This is a genomic window from Streptomyces sp. NPDC087859 (assembly GCF_044742595.1).
In the GTDB taxonomy this organism is placed as follows: domain Bacteria; phylum Actinomycetota; class Actinomycetes; order Streptomycetales; family Streptomycetaceae; genus Streptomyces; species Streptomyces canus_F.
The window spans coordinates 365,650-381,315 of record NZ_JBIUUU010000003.1; the positions used below are offsets into that span (position 1 = coordinate 365,650).

Sequence of the window (15,666 nt, forward strand, 5' to 3'; positions counted from 1 at the left end):
GAGGATGGTTCTGAATCGTTGGCGGCTGCGGGCCCGTCGTGGCTGGTCGCGCCCACGCGGCGGAGCCGCATATGGACACAGCCCCGCGCCCCTAGAGGACGACTGGCCAACCGTTCTTTTTCCAGCTCAGCCTGTTGAGGCCCAGCTTTGGCGTGCCCTCGTCCTCTGCGTCGTAGTAGTGGTACGCCAGCCAGTCTTGACCACGGTCCCGGAAGACCGACTGGCCGCCCGTGCCGACATACTTTCCGTGGCCCTCCAGCAGTAGGTCGCCGCCCCCCTCCAGCATCGGTTTGCCCGTGCTGTCGGCGTAGGGGCCTGTCACCGACGTCGACCTGCCCACCTTGATCTTGTACGTCGAGTTCACGCCGGAGCAGCACGCGTCGTAGGAGGCGAAGAGGTAGTAGTAGCGGCCGTGCTTGACGATGTACGGGCCCTCGACCGCGTAGGGGGCGTCCGGGCGGGTCGCCAGATGGTGGACGGTCGTGCCCGCCACGGCCTTGCCCGTCCTCGGGTTCAGCTCGACCATGCGGATGCCCGTCCAGTAGGAGCCGAACGACATCCACAGTCGGCCGTCGGCCTTGATCAGGGCGGGGTCGATGGCGTTCCAGGTGTCCGTGCGCTCGGAGGAGAAGACCTTGCCGTGGTCCTTCCAGGTACCGGGGAGACCGGATGGCGAGGTGGCGACGCCGATCGCGGAGTGGTTGGTGCCCCAGCTCGACACCGCGTAGTACAGCCAGTACCGGCCCGCCCGGTAGGAGATGTCCGGGGCCCACGGGTCGCCGGTGTCGTTGTACTCGTACCACCAACTCGGCGGCTCGGCGAAGGCGTTGCCGGAGTCGGCCCAGTGCTTACGGTCCTTGGACAGGCGGGCGCCGATGACGCCGCCGGTCGAATAGGCGACGTAGCCGCCGGACTTGAGGCGGATGACGGCGGGGTCGTGGATGATCTGCTGGCCGGTGACGGGCTGCGGGTCCGGGTACACCGGCTGTGCGTACGCCGTGTGGGGCAGGAGCGCCAGGAACAGCGTGGCGATCAGGGCCGTCAACGCTCTGGGCGCTCTCACTGTCCCGCCAATCCCGTGTGGGCGACGCCCGTCACGATCTGCCGCTGGAAGAAGACGAAGACGACGATCAGGGGCAGGCCCGCCATCAGACCGCCGGCCATGAGCTGGGCCCACTGGATGCCGTAGGAGTTCATGACGGTCGCGATGCCGTTCGGCATGGTCATCAGGTCGGGGTTGTTGGTGACCATGTACGGCCACAGGAAGTTGTTCCAGGAGGCGATGAAGGTGAAGATGCCCACCGCCGCCAGGGAGGGCCGGGCGAGCGGGACGACGATCGTGAAGAAGACGCGCCAGCGGCCGGCGCCGTCGATGAACGCGGCCTCCTCCAGTTCGCGCGGGATGCCCTGGAAGAACTTGTAGAGGATGTAGACCATCGCGGCGGGCGCGCACTGCGGCAGGATCATGCCCCAGTAGGTGTCGACCATCCCCATCTGCTGGACCGTGGTGAACAGCGGTACGCCCAGGACCGCGGGAGACACCATGAGGCCCGCCATCACCACGCCCATCAGGACGTTCTTGCCGCGGAACTCGGTGCGGGCGAAGCCGTATCCGGCCAGCGCGCTCACCGCCAGCACGATGGTCGTCACACACACCGAGACGACCAGGGAGTTGATGAACCAGTTGCCGATGTTGCCGGTCTCCCAGAGGGACTTCCAGGCCTGGACCGTCCACACCTCGGGCAGCCAGTGCGGCGGGATCTCGGCCGCCTCCGCCTCGGACTTGAGCGAGGTGAACAGGGCGGCGGCGATCGGGGCCACGAAGACGGCGGAGACGGCGACGCCGGTCAGCGTGAGGACGATCTGGCTGGGCGTCCAGGGCTTGCGGGACTTGAGCCGTGGCTGGGTGGTGCTCATCGGGACCCCTCCTCACGGTTGCGCAGCAGTGCCATCCGTCCGAGGGCGACGGCCGCGATGATCACGAAGAAGATGATGGACATCGCGGAGGCGTAGCCCACGCGGTAGCTGGTGAAGCCCTGTTCGAGGGTGTACTGGACGAAGGAGCGGGTGCTGAGCTCGGGTCCGGGGCTGAAGTCCATCATCACGACGGCCTGGTCGAAGAGCTGGAGCGAGGCGAGGATCTGGAGCGCGATCACCAGACCGGTGATGTGGCGCAGCATCGGCAGGGTGATGTGGACCATGCGGTGCCAGGCGTTGGCGCCGTCCAGCCTGGCGGCCTCGTAGAGGTGGCCGGGGATGCCCTGGAGCGCGGCGAGGTACAGCAGGAAGCTGAAGCCGACCGTCCACCACAGGGTCTGGATCACGATGGCGAGCATCGCGTACGACTTGTCGGTCAGCCAGGGTGTGTCGAGGCCGAAGGTCTCGTTGAACAGGCCGATGCCCTGGGTGAAGAGCCACTGCCACAGGTTGGCGGCGACCGTCGAGGGCAGCAGGAAGGGGACGAAGAAGCACAGCCGCCAAAGCCATGTGACGCGCTCGATGTGGTGGGCGAGCATCGCGAGCAGGAACGCCAGGATCGTGATCGACGGGACGACGAGGAGGGTGAACCAGGCGCTGTGGCCGAGCGCGTCCCACATCGCCTGGTCGTGGAGGGCTTCGCGGTAGTTGTCGAGGCCGACGAAGCTCGCGCCCTCGCCGGAGATGTTGGCGTCCGTGAAGCTGAGGTAGAGGCCGCGCAGCAGCGGCCAGACGACGAAGAGCGCGAACAGCGCCAGGAACGGGGCGATGAACCAGCCCCCGTGCTGGAAGCCCTGCTTGCGGCGGACGGTCGCGGTGGCGGTGGCGGTCCTCGCCCGCGCCGGTGCGACGACGGTCTGAGCGCTGGTCGTCATGCGGCCGTACCTCCCTGCGCGGCGGTCCTGCCGTCCATCGGGTTCTTCGAGGCGAGGAGCTTGGTGAGCCGGGACTTCATCCGCTGTGCGACGGCGGCCGGCTTGGCGGAGCCCATGGTCGAGGAGACGACGACGGGGCCGAGGTCCTGGGCGAGGACGCCGGTGGAGCCGGCGAACCACACCTTGGGCTCGGTGGCCTGGTGGTCCATGGCGCTCACGTACTCGTTCTGCGGTTCGAGCTTCTGGTACGCGGCCGTGGACAGCGTCGGCGTGTAGGCGGGGATGTGGCCGCCGGCCGCCCACTGCTGGGCGTGGGTGACGACGTACGCGGCGAGTTCGTGCGCGGCCTCGTTGGTGGCGCCGCCGCGGCCCGACTGGTGGGGCAGCACGAACGCGTGCGACTCGGCGTGGGTGGCGGGCTTGCCGAAGACGGGCGGCAGCGGGGTCGCGCCGTAGTCCAGTTTCGCGCCGGAGAAGACCGGCACCGACCAGTTGCCCTCCCAGGTGAAGGGGGCGCCGTTGATGAACTGTTCGCCGGTGGGTGCGCCGGGGATGACGTAGCCGTCGGTGACGTGTTGCCGGAGGAACTCCAGGACCTGGGTGGCCTTGTCGGCGTCGAAGAGGATCTCGGTGTTGCCGTCGTCGAACCAGCGGCCGCCGAGCTGGGTGTAGAAGGCGACGAAGAACCACCACTGGAAGTTCTGGTCGTTGGTCCACAGGCCGATGGTCTGCAGGCCCTTCTTCTGGACCCGCTTGGCCTTCTTCAGGACGTCGAACCACTCGTCGGTGGAGCCGACCGGGATCATCCGGCCGTCGTCGCCGAGCAGGTCCGCCTTCTTCAGGACGTCCTTGCGGTAGAAGCAGAGCTGGACGTGGATGTCGAGGGGGAGGGCGTAGAGCTTGCCGTCGATGACACCGCGGTTCCACAACGCCGGGTTGTAGTCCGCCTTGCGCACGCCGTACCGGGCGAGGAGTGCCTCGTCCCACGGGTCCAGGAGCCGTCCCGGCGAGAAGCCCGCGACGCGGCCCACGTGCATGACGCCGAGTTCGGGGGCGCGGTTGCCCGCGGCGGCCATGGCGAGCTTGGTGTAGAAGGGATTGCCCCACTGGAGGGTGGAGTCCTTGACCGCGATGTCGGGGTGCTCCTTCCGGAAGGAGTCCAGCATCGCGATCATGTTGGCGCCGTCGCCGCCGCTGAAGAGGTTCCAGTAGCGCACCCGGGTGTCCGCGTCGGAGGCGAGCGCGTCGGCGCCGGTGCCGAGCGCGGCGAAGCCGAAGCTGCCGGCCACGGCCAACCCGCCTGCGGCGGCGAGCAGTTGCCTGCGGTTCAGGTCAGGTCGTCCCATTGCCTGCCCTTACAGTCGGAGAGGAGATCCGGTCGGTTCGATATCTCGTTAGGTGCTCGTAACTTCGAACGGGACCGTAGATAGGAAGCGCTTTCTAGTCAATGGTCCGGACAGGATTTTCAGAACCGCGAACGGTAGTTCTCACTTGTACGAACGGTCACCGGATCGCATGACGTGGACAGTTCCGGCCGCGTACGCTCGGACGGGCTGCCGTACAGGGGCGAGAAGGGGGATCGATGGACATCGCGCGCACGAGGGCGGGGCGGGTCGCCGCGGCGCTGCGGCGTGCGAGAACCGGGCCCGCGATGCGCCGGCTCGCTGTCGAACTCGACGCCGCCCTGCGGGCCAGGCCCACTCCCCCGGCCGGCGTGCACGAGGTGTGCCGGGCGCTGTGCGAGGAGATGAGCGCGCGCCGCGGCGGGCGGCCCGTCGAGCTGCGCTTCGAACGGTTCCCCGACGAGATCGAGGTGACCGGCCTGTGCGTGGAGTTCCAGGACTTCGACCTGGTCATCGTCGAGGAGCGGGCCGAGGCGGTGCAGCAACTGGTCATCCTCGGCCATGAGTTGTGGCACCTCGACGCCGGGCACCGGCACGGCGTGGGCCCGGCCGCCGCCCGCGCGCTGGCCGGCGGCCCCGACTGGAAGGACGCCCTGGCCATCGCCGCACGCGACGGCTCCCGGCAGACCGACGAGGCGGAGGCGGACGACTTCGGCCACCGGCTGGCGGCGGCGTTCCGGCCCTACCTCTCGGGCCACGGCGGCAGAGCCTCCCTCAACGGGATGGAGCGGTCCATGGGATACCGCGGGCGCAGAGGCACGGAGCGGTGACACACGCCGGTCCGCTCGCCCAGGCCAACCTCCTCAGCGGGATGTACGTCTCCTTCTGGCTCCCCACCGTGGTGCTGACCGCGGCCCTGGTGATCAAACTGCCCAGCATCCTGAAGCTCTGGCGGGACCCGCTGCTGCGGGCCGTCGGCGGACTGCTGCTGTTCGCCTGCGCGGTGTTCGTCTTCGCCGCCCCCAGCACCATCTCCTGGACCAACCGGGTCACCGGTGTACCGAACATCGCGGCACCCTGGGTGTACTCGCTGCTCACCGCGCTCTGCGCGTCATGGCTGCTGCTGGTCGTCCACTGGCGCAACGGCCGCACCGAGCGCCACGCCCACACCCGCCGCGCGACCCGGTGGGTGGTCGCCGTCTACGCGGGTGTCGTGGTCGCCCTGTGGGTACTGTTCGCCCTCGCCGACGTGCCCGTGGAACAGATCCGGGACCTGGACACCTACTACGCCGGCACGCCGTTCATGCGGGAGGCGATCCTCCTCTACCTGTCCGCGCACATGGTGGCCAGCCTGGTCACGTCCCGGCTCGTGTGGAACTGGATCCGCACCGCGGGCCTCGACGGCTGGCTGCGCTGGGGGCTGAGGTTCCTCGGAGTCGGCTTCGCGACGAACCTGCTCTTCAGCGTCGCCAAGCTCACGGCCGTCGTCGCCCGCTGGACCGGACACGACCTGGACTGGCTGAACACCAACATCGCGCCGTCGGCCGCGTGCATCGCGGCGACCCTGGTCGCGATCGGCTTCATCGTGCCGCACGCCGGCCAGTACCTCCAGGAGCGGTGGCGGCTGCGGCGCCGGTATCGCGGCCTCAAGCCGCTGGCCCGGCTGATGCGGAGCGTCACGGGCGGCCGTGAGCCCTTCGCGCTGCGGGCGACCCTCGAGATGCGGCTGATCCGCCGCGAGACGCTCATCCGCGACGCGCTCCTGCACCTCTCCCGCCACCTCGACGACGAGCTGCGCGCCCGGGCCTACGACGCCGCCCTGGCCCTGGGCCTCGAACGCGGCCGGGCCCAGGCGCTGGCGGCGGCCGTGACGATCCTGGACGCCATGGAGCGCGCGCCGGGCTCCCCGGACGCCGCCGACGCGAGCGCCCCCGACACCACCTATCTGCTGCAGGAGATCCAGGCCGTGTCCGAGGCCCTGCGCAGCCCCGACGAGATCAAGGCGGTACGCATCCGTGCGGCCGTCCCGGCAGAGAGCATGTCCGCGCATGAGTGAGAGTCCCTCCCCCGCCAGAACCGCCGTGGTCCTGGGGGGATCCCATACCGGCATGCTCGCGGCACGGGCGCTCGCCGCCTTCGCCGACCGCGTCCTGGTCGTCGAGCGGGACGTACTGCCCGAGAGCCCCGAGCCGCGCAAGGGTCTGCCGCAGGCCCGGCACGCCCACATGCTCTGGTCGGGCGGTGTGCGGGCCATGGAGGAACTGCTGCCGGGCATCTCCGAGACGCTCCGGGAGGCGGGCGCGCGGCGGGCGCCGATCACCACGGACATCGTCGGCTACTCGGCGCAGGGCTGGTTCCGGCGCTGGCCCGAGTCCCACCATGTGATCCTGGCCGGGCGGGACCTGCTGGACGCGACGGTCCGCGCACAGGTCCTGGCCGGCGGGCGGGTCGACGTGCTCGGCGGCACCGAGGTGCTGGGCCTCGTGGGCACCCCGGAGGCGGTCACCGGGGTACGGGTGCGGGAGCACGACGGCCGTGAACGGACCATCGGGGCGGGCATGGTGGTCGACGCCACCGGCCGGGGCTCCGGGGCGCCCCGCTGGCTGACGGAACTCGGACTGCCCGCGCCGCGGGAGCGCAAGGTCGACTCCGGCCTCGCGTACGCCAGTCGGCTCTACCTCGCGCCCGAGCAGGCCCGCGGCGGCTTCCCCGTCATCCATGTGCAGCCCGACCCGCACGCCGGTGTCCCGGGCCGGGCGGGCTTTCTGCTGCCCATCGAGAACGGCCGCTGGATCGTCACGGTCAACGGCACGCGGGGCGGTGAACCCTCCGCCGCCGCCGACGACTTCGTCCGCTTCGCCCGCGAGGAGCTGCGGCACCCCCTCATCGGCGACCTGCTGCGGCAGGCCGAGCCGCTGTCCGAGGTGGCGGTCACCCGCGCCACGGTCAACCGCCGGTACTTCTACGAGCGGATGCCGGCCTGGCCCGACAACTTCACCGTGCTGGGCGATGCGTTGGCCGCGTACAACCCGGTCTACGGCCACGGGCTGGCGGTCGGTGCGCAGAGCGCGCTGCTCCTGCGGAAGCTGACCGCGCGTCATGGCTGGGGTGCGCCCGGGCTGTCCCGCCGGGTGCAGAAGGCGGTGGCCCGTCCGGTGGGGGCGGCGTGGGATCTGGCGACGGGGCAGGACGTGTTCTATCCGGGGGCGACGGAGGACGGGCCGACGCTGCGGGACCGGTTGCTCGCCGGGTATGTGGACCGGCTGATGCGCACGGCGACCGGGAACGGGCGGATCGCCCGCCGCGTGACGGATGTGACGTCGTTGGAGCGGCGGGCGGAGGTGCTGTTGGCGCCGTCGGTGTTGTTGGCTGCGGTGGTGGGGCCGTTGAAACCTGCGCTCACGGCTCCGCCTTTGACTGCCGAGGAGTTGAAGCGGGTGGGGCTTCAGTAGTGCGTCGGGCGCGGGGCGGTGGGGGCTGGTCGCGCCCACGCGGCGGAGCCGCACATCGATACAGCCCCGCGCCCCTGGGTGCGTGCGGTCACCCGGCGAAAATCGGTTGCTCCAGACCCTTCCCCGCGCCAGGCACCACCAGCAGCGAGCCCGCCACCGGGTGTGGGGACGTGAGGCCCACCGTCGCCGTCGTGATGTACAGGTCCGTCAGGTCGGCGCCGCCGAAGGCGCACGCCGTCACCCTCGGGGTGGGAAGGGTGATCACGCGGTCCAGCGCGCCCTCCGGTGTGTAGCGGCGTACCGCTCCGCCGTCCCACAGCGCCACCCACACGCAGCCGTCCGCGTCGACGGTGAGGCCGTCGGGGAAGCCGGCGCCCTCCTCGATCTCGACGAGAGGGCGGCGGTTCACGGGGCGCCCGGCCTCGAAGTCGAAGACGTCGACGCGGCGGGTCGGTGAGTCGATGTAGTACATCCGGCGGCCGTCGGGGCTCCAGCCGGTGCCGTTGCTGACCGCGACGTCGTCGAGGACGGTCTCGAAGGAGCCGTCGCCGGTGAGACGGGACAGGGTGCCGCCGCCCGGTGCCTCGTCGTAGCGCATGGTGCCCGCCCACAGCGAACCGTCGGGGGCGACGGCGGCGTCGTTGGCGCGGCGGCCGGGGACCGGCTCGTGGTGCAGCCAGCGGAAGGAGTCGTCCGGGTCCAGGAGGGCGACGCCGTCCCGCAGGTTGAGGACGAGCCCGCCGCCGGTGCGCGGTTTGGCGGCGCCGATGTGCTGGTCGGTGACGCGGACCGTGCGGTGGCCGGAGACGGGGTCGTAGGTGTTGATCCGGGCGCCGAGGATGTCGAGCCAGATCAGGCGGTTCCGCGCCGGGTCCCAGGTGGGGCCCTCGCCCAGGCTCGCCTGCGCGCGGACGGCCACCTCGTAGTCGTACGTCCTCGAGGTCATCCCACGCTCCGGTGACCGAGGCGCTCGGACAGCTCGGCGGCACCCTTCGCGGCGAGTTGCTCCAGCTCGTCGCGGCGCTCGTCGCTCCAGCGGATCATGGGCACGGAGATGGACAGCGCGGCCACCACCCGGCCGGTGCGGTCGCGGACCGGGGCGGCCACGCAGGACACGTCCGGGTTGGACTCACGGCTCTCCACGGCGACGCCGCGCTCGCGGATGTGGGCGAGGGCCTCGCGCAGGGCGCCCGGTTCGGTGATGCTGTTCGGAGTCATCCGGACCAGCTCGACGGAGTCCGGGATGCGGGAGCTCAGCTCCGACTCGGGGAGCGAGGCGAGCAGCATCTTGCCGACGGAGGTGCAATGGGCAGGGAGCCGGCGCCCGGCCGCGGACACCATCCGCACCGCGTGCGTCGAGTCCACCTTGGCGATGTAGATGACGTCGGTGCCCTCCAGGATCGCCACGTGCACCGTCTCGTCACAGGTCTCGGCGACGGACCGCGCGACCTGCTGCCCCTCGGCGGCGAGGTCGAGCTGCTCGGCGTAGCGGCTGCCGAGCTGGTACGGCCGCACCCCGAGCCGGTAACGTCCCGGCTGACCCGGCACCGGGACGATGTACGACCGCGCGGCGAGCGTGGTCACCAGTTCGTGCACGGTGGTGCGCGGCAACTGGAGCTTGCGCACTATGTCGGGGGCGGAGAGCGTGCCGTCCCCGTCGAGGAAGAGCTCGAGAATGTCGAGAGCCCGGGTCACGGCAGGTACAAGACGTCCCACGTCCAGCCCCCTCCCTTTGCATCTTAGGTATCTGTTCGAAATTTCAACAGACGATCGGCATGACGAACACAGGCTAGCCATACCGCGTTTCCCCGGGCAATGGGCCTGCAGACTACGCGCTGCGCGACCGTCCCGTTTCGGCAGGAAGCGTACGGGTGCGAGACACCGGCACTACCCTGTCCGTGTGTGACACGTCACACTGCGTGGCGTGTCTTGGGGGATGCGGTTCCTGGGGGGATCTCGTGCGTGAAATGACCAAAGGGTCGAACACTGCCCTGTCGGCCCTGAGTGAGAACACCGGCTCGGTGATCGTGAGCCTGGGCTGGAGCAGCCCGGGCGGTGACGGCGACGCGGACGTCTCCGTTCTGCTTCTGGGCCAGGACGGCAAGGTCCGCAGCGACGCCGACTTCTACTTCTACAACAACCCGGTGGCCCCCGACGGCAGCGTGCACCTGCTGGACAAGACGCCCACCGAGGACGGCAACGAGGACCGGATCAGCTTCGACCTGACCGTGGTGGCGCCCGAGGTCGACCGTGTCGTCGTGGCTGCGAGCCGCTACGGCGGCGCGCACTTCGGGGAACAGGACGACCTCCGCGTGACCCTGTCCGACGCGGTGGGCGAGAGCCTCCTCCGCTTCACCATCGGCGACCCGGGCCAGGTGAGCGCGATCATCTTCGGCGAGCTGTACCGCCGCGAAGGGGACTGGAAGTTCCGGGCCGTGGGGCAGGGGTACGACTCGGGGCTGGCAGGGCTGGCGACGGACTTCGGGGTCGACATCGACGACGACGCGGACTCCGCCGACGAAGACGGGGACGGGGACGGGGACGGTACGACGCTCGCGGCGACGCCGGAAACGGCCGGGACCGCCGAGCCGGCCGGCCTGTCGCCGGACCCGGCCCCCGAACCGGAACCGGCGGCCGCGCTGGATGCCGTACCGGCTCCCCGCCGATCCGTCGACGAGACGCGACCGCGCAAACCGGCCGCCCGGCCCCGCACCGCCAAGAAGAGGGCCGCCCCGCCCAGCGCGCCGCAGAAGTCACTGGCGGAGAACGACTCCTGGCGGCCCGCCCGGCTCTTTCCGCTCTCCGCGCTGAAGAGCGACCGGGACCGGGAGATGCGCGCCACCTCGGTGCTGTTGTCGGTGATGACCCAGGTACCGCGGTTCGGCAGACGGCTCACCGCCGCGTTCGGCGCGCCCTCCGGCCGTATGGAGACCTTCACCGAGGTCTCCCTGCCGCACGGCGACACGCCCCGGCGGCCCGACGGAGTCATCCGCATCGAGCGGGCCGGCAAGCTGTGGACGGCGCTCGTCGAGACCAAGACCAACGGCAACGCCCTCAAGGCCGACCAGGTGCAGGCCTACATGGACATCGCCGCCCGGCGCGGCTACGAGGCCGTGATCACGGTGTCGAACGACGTCGCGCTGGAGGGCAGTCCCCTGGTCGACGTCAGGATCGACCGCCGGCGCAAGCATCAGGTGGCGCTCTGGCATCTGTCCTGGGCCGAGGTGGCGCATCAGGCCCAGCTGCTGATCCGGCACGAGGGGGTCGGCAACGCGGCGCGCACCTGGCTGCTCCAGGAGCTGCTGCACTACCTCCAGCACGAGAACTCCGGCTGCCACGGCTTCCAGAACATGGGCTCCGCCTGGGTGCCGGTGCGCAACGGCATCAACGACGAGACCCTCTGCCAGGGCGATCCGCGGGCCCTCGAAGTGGTCGAGAGCTGGGAGCGGCTCATCCGTCAGGTGTGCCTCCGGCTCGGCGGCGAACTCGGGCAGAAGGTGCTGCCCGCCCAGCGCGTCCGACGCGGCACCGACCACGGGACCCGCCGGATGCAGCTGGCCGACCGGCTGTGCCTGGAAGGCCGGCTCCACGCGGAGCTCCGCGTCGAACAGGCCCCCGGCCTGCTCACCATCGGCGCGGATCTGCGCACCGGCAGGCTGCGCACCTCCGTCGAGGTCCCCGCGCCGGAGCAGGGCTATCCCCTGACCTGGGCCAAGCGGCTGATGCGCCGCCTCGGCGAGGCCCCGGCCGACCTGCACGTGGAGACCCTGGTCGAAGGCGACGCCGTCGGCCCGCGCGGCACCCTGGAACGGCTCCGACCGGAACCCGCGGACCTGCTTCCGAAGAACGGCACACAGATCACCGGCTTCCGGCTGTCCCTCCTCAAGGGCATGGGCAGCACCCGCGGCAACACCGAGTCCGGCTTCATCCGCAGCGTCGACGACGCCGTGCACCGCTTCTGCACGACGGTGGTGGTCCACCTGGACCAGCCGCTGCCCCGACGTGCCGCGCAGAAGGAACCCGTCTGACCGAAGGGCCCCCGACACCCCCTCCTCCCTTCCCGATCCGGTGTGGCAGGGTGACGTCACGTCGAAGGGTGGGGGGAGTCGCTGTGCCTGAGCTTCTCAAGGGCGGGAACACCGTGGTGGGCTCCGGGCCGCTGACCGCCGAGCTGCACACCGTGGGTGATCCGGTGGATCTCAGTGCGCTGCTGGTGGGGGCGGACGGGCGCGTGCGGTCCGACGGGGATCTGGTGTTCTACAACCAGCCCTCGGGTGAGGACGGGGCCGTGCGGCACGTCGGTGCCGATGGTTCCGGGCCCGAGCGGGTCGTCGTGGATCCGGCCGCGCTGCCCGCGGACGTGGACCGGGTCGTGCTGGTCGGCAGCTGCGATCCCGACAACACCGCCCGCACCTTCCGTGAGGTCGCCGAGGTCACCGTCCGGGCGCGTCAGGCCGAAGGGGACCCCGTCGTCTTCCGTGCCCCCGCGCTGACCGACGGCGAGCGCGCGGTGCTGCTCGTGGAGCTGTACCGGCGGGGCGACGGCTGGAAGCTGCGGGCCATCGGCCAGGGGTACGCCGAGGGACTGGCGGGGCTGGCCAGGGACTTCGGGATCGATGTGTCCGAGCCGGAACCGGAGCGGAAACCCCGGACCGAAGCGGCTCCCGTGCCGGCGCCGGCGGCTCCGGCCCCCGCCCACGCTCCCGCCGATCTCACCAAACCCCCACTCGGCAGGATCAGCCTCGACAAGGGCAGCCAGGTCTCCCTCAGCCTCGACAAGAAGGACCGCGAGCTCGTCGTCACCGTGGCCCTGGAGTGGGACGGCGGCAGTGACGACCGGCGTCGCCGGGGTGCGGACCTCGATCTGTACGCCCTGTTCGTGCCCGCCGCTCAGGCCCAGCGCGGGTCACAGGCGCCGGGCACGATCATCAAGACCGGGCGCGGGGAGAAGAAGGGCAAGGGCGGCGACGTCGTCTACTACAAGGACCTCGGCTCGTTGCGGCAGGCGCCGTACATCCAGCTCGACGGGGACGCCCGTGTCCCCGGCCGGGAGACCATCCGTATCGTGCGGCCCGAGGAGCAGGGGTACGTCCTGCTGTGCGCGTACTCGGCCGTCAGCAACGGGTTCGGTTCCTTCAAGAGCTTCGGTGCGCAGGTCGTGGTCGACGACGGGCGCGGCTCCCACATCACCGTGCCGCTGTACGAGAACACCAAGACCCGCTACTGGGTGGCCATCGCCCTGGTCGACTTCACCACCGCCGACGGCGCGGCGATCCAGCACATCGAGTCCTACAGCGGCCGCATGAACGAACGCCGGCCGGTGCTGCACCCGGACGGCACGATCGAGATGAACGCGGGCCCGGTGGAGTTCAAGCGACGGTCGGACTCCTAACCGGGCGACTCCCCCAGCACCCCCCTCAACCGCTGCGCCCTGAGCACCAGTTCCATCTCGAAGCGCCGGTCCGGGTCGTCGATCTCCGCGCCCCAGAGCTCCCGGATCTGACGGAGGCGGTAGCGGACCGTCTGGGGGTGGACGCCCAGCCGGGCGGCCACCTCCGGGGCGCCGCCACGGGTCTCCAGCCAGGCCAGTAACGTCTCGGCGAGGCGGCGGCCGTGGGTGGGGCCGCAGTGGGCCAGGGGGGCCAGGCAGCGCAGCGCGAGGTCGTCGATCAGTTCCTCCGGTTGCAGGAGCACCAGCGCCTCCGTGTGCTCCGTGCAGTGCAGGACCTCGCCCGACGGCAGCAGACGGCGTTCCATCAGCCGTACGGCGGCCTCGGCCCAGCGCAGCGACTTCGCCGCGTCGGCCAGCGGGACGGGGGGTCCTATCGCGCCGGACCAGCCGGTCAGGGCGCGGTGGAGGAGTTCGGGGCGGCCCGCCGCGTCCGGTTCGGGGACGACCATGCGGGGCAGTTCGTACTCCATGTCCAGGAGCACTCCCTGGCCGACCGCGGGCGGTACCGCCTCCCGTGCCGGGCGCAGCAGGACGCCGACGGCGACCCTCTCGGGGAGCGGCCAGCCGATGCGGGCGGCGCGTTCGGTGAGGGCCTCGGCGGGGTCGCCGTGCCGGTGGCGTTCGACCAACAGGAGTTCCATCAGGCGGCGTTGGAGCCTGAGCCGTTCGCCCGCCTGACGGGCCGCCGCCTCGGCGTAGCCGCGGACCGACTGGTCGACGAGGCCGTCGAGGTACTCGTAGCCCGCGTCGACGAGTTCGTACATCGCCGGCGGCGGGATCTCGACGCGCTGGCCGATCTCGGCGAAACGGCGCCAGGCCAGGCGTACGCCCATGCGGTAGATGGCCTGGAGGGAGTCCAGGCTGCGCCCGTTCAGCCCCTCGCCCCGGCCGAACTCCTGGAAGACGCCCGGGGGGACCGACGGGCGGCCCTGCGCGGTCTCCAGGTGCTGGACGAAGACCTCGATGGCGCGGCGGATGCCGACGAGGGCCATCGGCTCGCCCGACTCGTCGAGGACGACGGGCAGATGGGGGTACTCGCGGCGGATCTCTCGCAGGATCTCCTCGGCAAGCGCCGGTGCCTCCGCCATCGCGATCTCCGCGAAGCGGCGCACCTGGAGCCGGGGTACGTCGAGCCAGGCCGACCGTGAAGTCACCGCCGTCACTGCTCAACTCCCCTGACCTGCTTGCTCGTACGTGATCAAGGGCGTGTTCGGCTGGTCGGGCGTCGCTTCGAGCAGCGCGACGATGCCGAACGCGGCGCCCACGGCGAGCGCGGCGGCTGCCACGACGGTGAGTGCGGCGGCGAGCAGTCTGGACATCGCAGGGTCAGCCTTTCAGTGGCTCTTTCCGGCGGTCGTCCCCACCCCGGCAACCCACCCTGCCTGTCCGCCCCAGTGTCAGCAAGACATTGACACTCCGTCAAGGGGCGCCTACGGTCCTCGGCCCATAGAGCGGCCCGAACTCCGTACCCTCACGCCCCAGGAGTGCCCGGATGCGCCGTACAGCCTCTCCTTTCTCTCTGATTCTGCTGGGACTCGGCACGTTTTTGCTGGTCCTGGCGCCCATGCTGGCGTGGTACGTGACCCCGCGGGCCGCAGTGAACCCGATCGACATCGACCAGACCGCCGTCTACAAAGGCACCGGCAGCGTCTTCGACACCGACAAGGTCGAGACCGTGGACGGCCAGACCATCACCGTCACCCAGCGGGTGCGCGGCAACGTCGAGGACAGCGAGCGCAGCGGTGACGCGGTCTGGGACGTGACGACCACGGTCGACACCGACAAGACCCTGCCGGCCGCGGATCCGCACGACGCGCTGGACTTCGTACCGCACCGCTGGGTCATGGACCGCAGGACCACCAAGCCCGTCCACTGCTGCGGCGAGAAGCCGTACATCGAGGGCGAGGCGTATCTGAAGTTCCCCTTCGACGTGCAAAAACGCGCCTACCAGTGGTGGGACAACACCCTCGGCAACACCGTCGTGCTGACCTACCGGGATACCAGGAAGGTCCAGGGGTACACGGGTTACCGGTTCACCGGCACGGTCGCCCCGACGAAGGTCGGCACCCGGATGGTGCCGGGCAGCCTCGTCGGCCGGCCGGACAGCCCGCAGGTGCTGGCCGAGGAGTGGTACTCCAACCACGGTTTCGAGCTGGTCGTCGACCAGCGCACCGGCCGCGTGATCTACGCGCAGACCGGCCCGAAGCGGACCCTGCGGGCGCCGGGCGCCAAGAAGGACGCGGTGGTGCTGCTGGACAGCGAGAAGATCGCCTTCACGGACGCGACGCAGAAGGACGCGGTGAAGAAGGCCGAGCAGGACAGCGGTCAGCTGAAGGCGATCGGCGAGACGGTGCCGATCGGCGCGGCTGTGCTGGGGTTCGTCCTGGTGGTGGCCGGTTCCGTTTTGGTGGTACGCGGGAGGCGACATCCCGGTTCATCCGATACGCCCGATTCCCCGCTCACGATGTGACTGGACGTCAGCTCTAATAAGGCCGGAAATTGTCACCTCGGTGAGTAGCCACGGCGAACGGGTGGGCGAAAACTGTCCACCCCCACCCGAGCACAGC

14 protein-coding genes are annotated in these 15,666 nt (G+C 70.6%); 6 read left to right on the forward strand and 8 right to left on the reverse strand.

Annotated features, from left to right (window positions below):
- Positions 1 to 91 precede the first annotated feature (91 nt).
- The 4 genes from ACIOHP_RS09060 to ACIOHP_RS09075 are packed head-to-tail and all read right to left on the reverse strand — an operon-like array spanning position 92 to position 4,198.
- Entirely contained in the window at positions 92 to 1,063 is a 972-nt protein-coding gene (locus tag ACIOHP_RS09060; RefSeq protein WP_401884831.1) for an arabinan endo-1,5-alpha-L-arabinosidase, read from the reverse strand.
- Positions 1,060 to 1,917 carry a carbohydrate ABC transporter permease gene (locus ACIOHP_RS09065; protein ID WP_361477783.1) on the reverse strand — a complete coding sequence of 286 codons (858 nt, stop codon included), beginning with the start codon at positions 1,915 to 1,917 and terminating at the stop codon, positions 1,060 to 1,062. Before ACIOHP_RS09065 ends, ACIOHP_RS09060 begins: the two co-directional genes overlap by 4 nt.
- A complete protein-coding gene (locus ACIOHP_RS09070; RefSeq protein WP_361540310.1) occupies positions 1,914 to 2,852 on the reverse strand; it encodes a sugar ABC transporter permease in 939 nt (312 codons plus the stop codon). Before ACIOHP_RS09070 ends, ACIOHP_RS09065 begins: the two co-directional genes overlap by 4 nt.
- Entirely contained in the window at positions 2,849 to 4,198 is a 1,350-nt protein-coding gene (locus ACIOHP_RS09075; protein WP_401884836.1) for an extracellular solute-binding protein, read from the reverse strand. Before ACIOHP_RS09075 ends, ACIOHP_RS09070 begins: the two co-directional genes overlap by 4 nt.
- A gap of 236 nt (positions 4,199 to 4,434) precedes the next feature.
- Here ACIOHP_RS09075 and ACIOHP_RS09080 point away from each other — a divergent pair, with 236 nt between their 5' ends.
- The 3 genes from ACIOHP_RS09080 to ACIOHP_RS09090 are packed head-to-tail and all read left to right on the forward strand — an operon-like array spanning position 4,435 to position 7,647.
- Positions 4,435 to 5,025, forward strand: a complete 591-nt coding sequence (locus tag ACIOHP_RS09080) for a toxin-antitoxin system, toxin component family protein (protein ID WP_401884838.1) — start codon at positions 4,435 to 4,437, stop codon at positions 5,023 to 5,025.
- Between the two features lie 41 nt (positions 5,026 to 5,066).
- Positions 5,067 to 6,251, forward strand: a complete 1,185-nt coding sequence (locus ACIOHP_RS09085; protein WP_401885250.1) for an MAB_1171c family putative transporter — start codon at positions 5,067 to 5,069, stop codon at positions 6,249 to 6,251.
- On the forward strand, positions 6,244 to 7,647 hold the full coding sequence (locus ACIOHP_RS09090) for an NAD(P)/FAD-dependent oxidoreductase (protein ID WP_401884840.1): 1,404 nt from the start codon (positions 6,244 to 6,246) through the stop codon (positions 7,645 to 7,647). The genes ACIOHP_RS09085 and ACIOHP_RS09090 overlap by 8 nt, the downstream gene beginning before the upstream one ends.
- Before the next feature lie 88 nt (positions 7,648 to 7,735).
- Here the strand turns inward: ACIOHP_RS09090 and ACIOHP_RS09095 are convergent, their stop codons facing one another.
- Together ACIOHP_RS09095 and ACIOHP_RS09100 are read right to left on the reverse strand one after the other, a co-directional pair.
- Complete coding sequence (locus tag ACIOHP_RS09095) at positions 7,736 to 8,593, reverse strand: SMP-30/gluconolactonase/LRE family protein (protein WP_401884843.1); 858 nt, start codon at positions 8,591 to 8,593, stop codon at positions 7,736 to 7,738.
- Positions 8,590 to 9,363, reverse strand: coding sequence for an IclR family transcriptional regulator (locus ACIOHP_RS09100; protein ID WP_401884845.1), 774 nt, complete (start codon positions 9,361 to 9,363; stop codon positions 8,590 to 8,592). Before ACIOHP_RS09100 ends, ACIOHP_RS09095 begins: the two co-directional genes overlap by 4 nt.
- 251 nt (positions 9,364 to 9,614) lie before the next feature.
- Here ACIOHP_RS09100 and ACIOHP_RS09105 point away from each other — a divergent pair, with 251 nt between their 5' ends.
- Positions 9,615 to 11,675: a TerD family protein gene (locus ACIOHP_RS09105; protein ID WP_401884847.1), complete on the forward strand. Its 2,061-nt coding sequence runs from the start codon at positions 9,615 to 9,617 to the stop codon at positions 11,673 to 11,675.
- 83 nt (positions 11,676 to 11,758) lie between these two features.
- On the forward strand, positions 11,759 to 13,039 hold the full coding sequence (locus tag ACIOHP_RS09110) for a TerD family protein (protein WP_401884851.1): 1,281 nt from the start codon (positions 11,759 to 11,761) through the stop codon (positions 13,037 to 13,039).
- Here the strand turns inward: ACIOHP_RS09110 and ACIOHP_RS09115 are convergent.
- Positions 13,036 to 14,253 (reverse strand): helix-turn-helix domain-containing protein, encoded by a 1,218-nt coding sequence (locus tag ACIOHP_RS09115; RefSeq protein WP_401885256.1) that lies wholly within the window; start codon positions 14,251 to 14,253, stop codon positions 13,036 to 13,038. The two genes, ACIOHP_RS09110 and ACIOHP_RS09115, sit on opposite strands and share 4 nt — an antisense overlap.
- A gap of 12 nt (positions 14,254 to 14,265) precedes the next feature.
- The gene (locus tag ACIOHP_RS09120; RefSeq protein ID WP_199924585.1) at positions 14,266 to 14,418 is read right to left on the reverse strand and encodes a hypothetical protein; all 153 of its coding nucleotides are present in this window, start codon (positions 14,416 to 14,418) and stop codon (positions 14,266 to 14,268) included.
- 173 nt (positions 14,419 to 14,591) lie between these two features.
- On the opposite strand from ACIOHP_RS09120, the gene ACIOHP_RS09125 reads away from it, so the two are divergent.
- The gene (locus ACIOHP_RS09125; protein WP_401884856.1) at positions 14,592 to 15,569 is read left to right on the forward strand and encodes a DUF3068 domain-containing protein; all 978 of its coding nucleotides are present in this window, start codon (positions 14,592 to 14,594) and stop codon (positions 15,567 to 15,569) included.
- The last annotated feature ends 97 nt before the right edge of the window (positions 15,570 to 15,666 follow it).